This window comes from Aurantimicrobium sp. (genome assembly GCF_036667855.1).
Lineage (GTDB): Bacteria > Actinomycetota > Actinomycetes > Actinomycetales > Microbacteriaceae > Aurantimicrobium.
The window spans coordinates 1-5190 of record NZ_JAVWTF010000070.1 but is presented as its reverse complement, the minus strand read 5'-3'; the positions used below and the strand labels follow the sequence as shown (position 1 = coordinate 5190).

Here is a 5190-nt window from a genome sequence, read left to right as displayed (position 1 = left end):
CTCCAGAGATAGAGGCATTGGCCTTGAACAGTGAGCCAATGGCGGTGGCGGTGAGGAGATAACGGCGAATGCCTTCTTGGTTAGCCCCGGGAACAAAGCGCAGGTAGTAGCTGGCCACGGCAGGAACAATGCCGGCAGCACCGTTTGTGGGTGCGGTGACCACGCGGCCTCCGGCCGCGTTTTCTTCATTGACCGCAAGGGCAAAGGCGTGGAGCCACTCGATAGTGGTGTCGCGGCTATTGGCAGCATCTGCGGTGACAAGGTGTTCACGAAGTTCAGCAGCGCGACGCTTCACGTTGAGGCCACCGGGCAGAGTCCCAGCGGAGGTGAGGCCTGCGTTCACGCAGTTATGCATGGTGTCCCAGATGGCATCCAGGCGTTCGTTGACTTCAGTCTCACTGTGTTGAGAGAGCTCGTTCTTCATGGCCACTTGGTCAATAGTCATGTTCTGAACATCACACAGAGCCAACAGTGCTGCGGAAGTTCCGTAGGGCAATGGCCACTCGGTGGTGATGGTGCTAGCTTCTTCGCCGTCGCGGCGGATGAAACCGCCACCCACGGAGTAGTAGGTCTGTTCCAACAAGGGGAGTGCATCTGCGCCGAAGGCGCGGATGGTCATCGCGTTGGGGTGACCCGGCAATCTGGTGCGGGGCTCGAAGGAAATGTCCTCTGAAGTGAAAGCTATTGAGTGGCTTCCACCGAGATTGAGTGTGGGGTCGCTCTCGAGGTTGCTCCACGCACTACGCACTTGTTCGGGCAAACAGGTCTCGGGGGCAAGACCGGTGAGGCCTGCAATCACGGCACCGGGGGTGCCGTGACCAATACCTGTGGAACCGAGAGAGCCGTAGAGGCTGCAGTTCACACTGGTGACAGAACCCAAGAGGTTCTTGTTCTTCAGAGCGGTGACGAAATCGAGGGCTGCTCTCATGGGTCCCACGGTGTGGGAACTGGAGGGCCCAATACCTATAGAAAACAGGTCAAAGGCTGAGACGTACGCTGTCACAGTATGAGCATAGGGGTGCTCTTCGTTAGCGACTAGAGAAATGTGTCTTCGCGTGTCCGGTCAGTGGGACAGGCTAAATCCAGCTGGGCATCCACATGTGGATGTGCCAGTACCAATAGGGGATCTGCATTCCGCTCCACAGTGGGTAGAAGAAGATGCTCAGCAGCACAGTCAGGATGCCAAATACGGTGAGAATAGCAATGCCCGTGCTGCGCTTGTATTCGTCCTTGGTAGCCAGGATGAGCCCCACCACGAAGGTGATGGCCAGGATCATGTAGGGCTCATAGACAATGCCGTAGAACTGGAACACTGTGCGGTTCAGATACATCAACCAGGGGAAGTATCCGGCAACGATGCCCATCAGGATGAAGCCAACCTTCCATTCGCGGTAGCGAACGAGACGGTAGGCCAGGTAGGCCAGGGCAGCTGTGCCACCCCACCAAATCAGGGGGTTAGCAATGGCGGTAATGGCGGAAGCGCAGGAGTCGAAGGTGCAGCCAGCGTCACCCTTGTTGACGCCTTCATAGAACATGCTGGTGGGCCGCCACATAATCAGCCAGGTCAAGGGGTTGGCCTGGTAGGAATGCGGTGTGACGAGGCCCACATGGAATTGGTACGCAGAGACGTGATACGCCCACAGGCTCTGCGCCCAGTCGGGAACCCAGGACAGCGGTCCCGTCCAGCGCAGGCTAGATTCGGCGGTCACGAGGTTGCGGTAATACCCACCGCTGGTCACAATCCAGCCCATCCAACTGGTGATGTAGGTGGCGATGGCAATCGGCACCATCAGGATGAAGGTGGCGGGTGCCTGTTTCAACACTGCAGCTGAAAACCAGAACGGAAGACCCACGCGGCGTCGATCTAGGGCATCCATGACGACGACATAGACGGCGAAGGCGGCCAAGAAATACATCCCAGACCACTTCACACTGCAGGCCAGGCCAAAAGCCAGACCAGCAAGAAGGAGGTAGGGCCTGTTCCACATCGTGGGACCCCAGGTGGGGCCATCCGCATCCTCGCCGAGTTGTGCACGGCGCCGGCGCATCCACGCCATCAGCCTGGGCAAGTTTCGCTCCCGGTCAAGAAGTACGAGTCCGAAGCCAGCCAAAGTAAACAGCGTGACGAAGTTATCCAGCAAGCTCACCCGGGAGAGCGTGATGGCATGGCCGTCAATGGCCATCAGGCCACCGGCCACCACGGTCAAGGTGGTGGAGTGGAACAGCTTCTGCGCGATGAGCATCACCAGCAGAACAATCAAGATGCCGGCAATGGCGACACCACAGCGCCAGCCGAACGAATTGTCAGCACCAAACAGTGCCATACCTAGACCGATGAGCCACTTACCCAGCTGGGGGTGAACTACATAGGAAGGATCAGTGGTGAAGCCATCAGTAATGCCGGCATTGAACTTCTTATCTGGGTCATCGCCCCAGGTGGACTCGTAGCCGTTGTTCCACAACGACCAGGCGTCTTTGACATAGAAGGTCTCATCAAAAACGAGGGAATGTGGGTTGCCTAAGTTCCACAGGCGCAGAACGGCAGCCAGCAGAAGTACTGCTGCAGGAGCTCCCCAGGCCAACGCTCGTTTCACCAGTTCAGCCTACAGACCAGAACCCTGCCAAACTGGGAGAGTGATCATCCTGGCAGCAACCCCCATCGGTAACTTGGGCGATGCATCCACCCGACTAGTGGAGGCATTGACCGAGGCAACCGTGATTGCCAGTGAAGATACTCGCACGACATCCAAGCTCTTGAATGCACTGGGTATTGAGAATCGTCCTCGCTTGATTGCGCTCCACGACCACAACGAGTCAACCAAGAGCCCCGAAATCATTGAGCTGGCCAAAGAAGGCAACGTGCTCGTGCTCTCTGATGCGGGCATGCCTACTGTCAGTGACCCAGGCTTCCACCTCGTTGAGGCCGCTGCGGAAGCAGGAGTCCAGGTCACCGCTATTCCAGGGCCTAGTGCGGTGATTACCGCGCTCGCCGTGGCAGGGCTTCCCACAGACCGTTTCACCTTTGAGGGATTCCTTCCTCGCAAACAAGGCGAACGCAAGGCCACCTTCCGCGCTTTAGCTCGCGAGTCTCGCACCATGGTGTTCTTTGAGTCTCCCAACCGCATTGCTGAGTCTTTGGCTGATGCTCGTGATGAGCTCGGTGCTGATCGCCCTGCTGCAGTGTGTCGAGAACTGACCAAGCTTTATGAAGAGGTCAAGCGTGGAACTCTGGAAGAGCTCGCCGACTGGGCGGCCGACGGCGTCCGCGGCGAGATCGTGTTGGTGATCGGAGGGGCTACTGCGGCAACGCTCACTCTGGAAGACGGACTCGTTCAAGTTCAGGTGCTCGTGGCCGACGGAATGCGCCTCAAAGAGGCCACAACTCAGGTTGCCGAAGAGACTGGGCTCTCCAAGCGAGAGCTGTATCAGGCAGCTCTCGCGGCTAAATAGGTTCTCCTACACAACAACATTTCACTGCTTCGTTCCACAGAGAAAAGTTCTGGGAACATGCTTCATTTTTGAGAAGGCATTCTGCTTGGATGTCCTTCCTCTCTTTCGATCATGTGGCTATAAGTGAACGGTTCATCCGACATGTGCTTGAGGGCGAACCTGAAAGCACTCTTGGCGGTCACAAGTACGGAATGTCTCGTCCAGGGAAGACCGAGTTTCCGGTGAGCTGGACGGAAGAACACATTGTGGAAGCTATGAATACGGTTCTTCAAGGCCCAGAAGTTGTGACGTTTTCAGGGAAACGTATCTTTTTGCAAAAAACAGTTCGCGGAGTACACATCGAACTTAAGCTTCTTGTGACGAAGAAGGGGTTAACGCCTGTTTCTTGTTTTCCCATTGGCGGCGAAGGGGTTGTGAGAAATGTAGCTGGCCGGCAAATTCCTCTGGATACTTACAAAGAAAATGAAGGCGAGTAACATGAAAACCATGAACGACGCAACCACTTTGGCCTATGAGTTACGTGAGTTTCTCGCATGCCAAGTGGTGCGTACTCGATTGAGATTTGTCGATTCTGCGCTTTTCGCCGGAGAGCCCGCGGATGCGATCATGACAGGTTTTGCTCTTGCCTTCGATCTGAAATTGTATGTGCCTCAGGTGATCCGAGAAAAGTATCTTGCAGAGGTCAACTGGAACTCTGATGAGCGTGAAGAGCTTCAGGAATACTTTGCTGCGCTTCCCTTCGATCGAGCCGCATAGCTCGGTATTTCTCACCATCTGGGGCGAAATAGAATAGAAGTTATGTCTGCCGGCAAAAGCTTCTACGTCACCACGCCTATCTTCTACGTCAACGACGTGCCACACATCGGTCACGCGTATACGGAGGTAGCTGCTGACGTGCTCGCACGCTGGCACCGCCAGGCAGGCGACCGCACCTGGATGCTCACCGGTACCGATGAGCACGGTGAGAAGATCCTCCGCACGGCCACCGCAAATGGCGCTACTCCCCAGGAGTGGGTTGACCGTCTTGTGGAGTCCGCATGGAAGCCCCTACTCGACACCATCGACATCTCAAACGATGACTTCATCCGCACCACGGATGCTCGTCACGAAGACAACGTGAAGAAGTTCCTGCAGCACCTCTATGACGCGGGATTCATTTACACCGGTGAATACGAGGGTTCCTACTGCGTGGGCTGTGAGGAATACAAGCAGGACTCTGACCTGGTTGAGGGCACGGGAGAATTCGCAGGCGAGAAGGTCTGCGCCATTCACTCCAAGCCTGTCGAGAACCTGCACGAGAAGAACTACTTCTTCCGCATGAGTGACTTCACCCAGCCACTGCTGGATATGTATGAAGCAAACCCGAACTTTGTTCAGCCAGAATCTGCACGCAACGAAGTAATCCAGTTTGTGAAGCAGGGTCTGAACGACCTCTCCATTTCCCGCTCCAGCTTTGACTGGGGTATCAAGCTTCCCTGGGATGACTCGCACGTTGTCTATGTGTGGTTCGACGCACTGCTGAACTACATCACCGCTGCCGGCTATGGCTATGACGAAAAGAAGCTTGCTTCTTTGTGGCCTGCGACTCACATCGTGGGTAAGGACATTCTCCGTTTCCACGCCGTGATCTGGCCTGCCATGCTCATGGCTGCCGGTGTTGAGGTTCCTCACCAGGTTTATGGTCACGGCTGGCTCCTCGTCGGTGGCGAGAAGATGTCTAAGTCCAAGCTCACCGGTATT

General features: G+C 56.0%; 6 protein-coding genes. 4 read left to right on the top strand and 2 right to left on the bottom strand.

The genetic code is table 11. The annotated features are described in order from the left end of the window. A partial coding sequence (locus RR877_RS09635; RefSeq protein ID WP_332628072.1) for an L-serine ammonia-lyase occupies window positions 1-1003 on the bottom strand: 1003 nt, incomplete at its 3' end. A 73-nt stretch (window positions 1004-1076) separates the two neighbouring features. Continuing rightward, window positions 1077-2594 (bottom strand): phospholipid carrier-dependent glycosyltransferase, encoded by a 1518-nt coding sequence (locus tag RR877_RS09630; RefSeq protein WP_332618700.1) that lies wholly within the window; start codon window positions 2592-2594, stop codon window positions 1077-1079. A gap of 40 nt (window positions 2595-2634) precedes the next feature. Between RR877_RS09630 and rsmI the strand changes: the two genes are divergently transcribed. The 4 genes from rsmI to metG form a co-directional block, all read left to right on the top strand. Beyond that, a complete protein-coding gene (gene rsmI, locus RR877_RS09625) occupies window positions 2635-3450 on the top strand; it encodes a 16S rRNA (cytidine(1402)-2'-O)-methyltransferase (RefSeq protein ID WP_332628071.1) in 816 nt (271 codons plus the stop codon). 89 nt (window positions 3451-3539) lie between these two features. Beyond that, window positions 3540-3926, top strand: a complete 387-nt coding sequence (locus tag RR877_RS09620) for a hypothetical protein (protein WP_277494783.1) — start codon at window positions 3540-3542, stop codon at window positions 3924-3926. A gap of 1 nt (window position 3927) precedes the next feature. Further along, window positions 3928-4206, top strand: coding sequence for a hypothetical protein (locus RR877_RS09615; RefSeq protein ID WP_332618702.1), 279 nt, complete (start codon window positions 3928-3930; stop codon window positions 4204-4206). A 42-nt stretch (window positions 4207-4248) separates the two neighbouring features. Then, the coding region (gene metG / locus RR877_RS09610) for a methionine--tRNA ligase (RefSeq protein WP_332628070.1) at window positions 4249-5190 on the top strand (942 nt) is incomplete at its 3' end.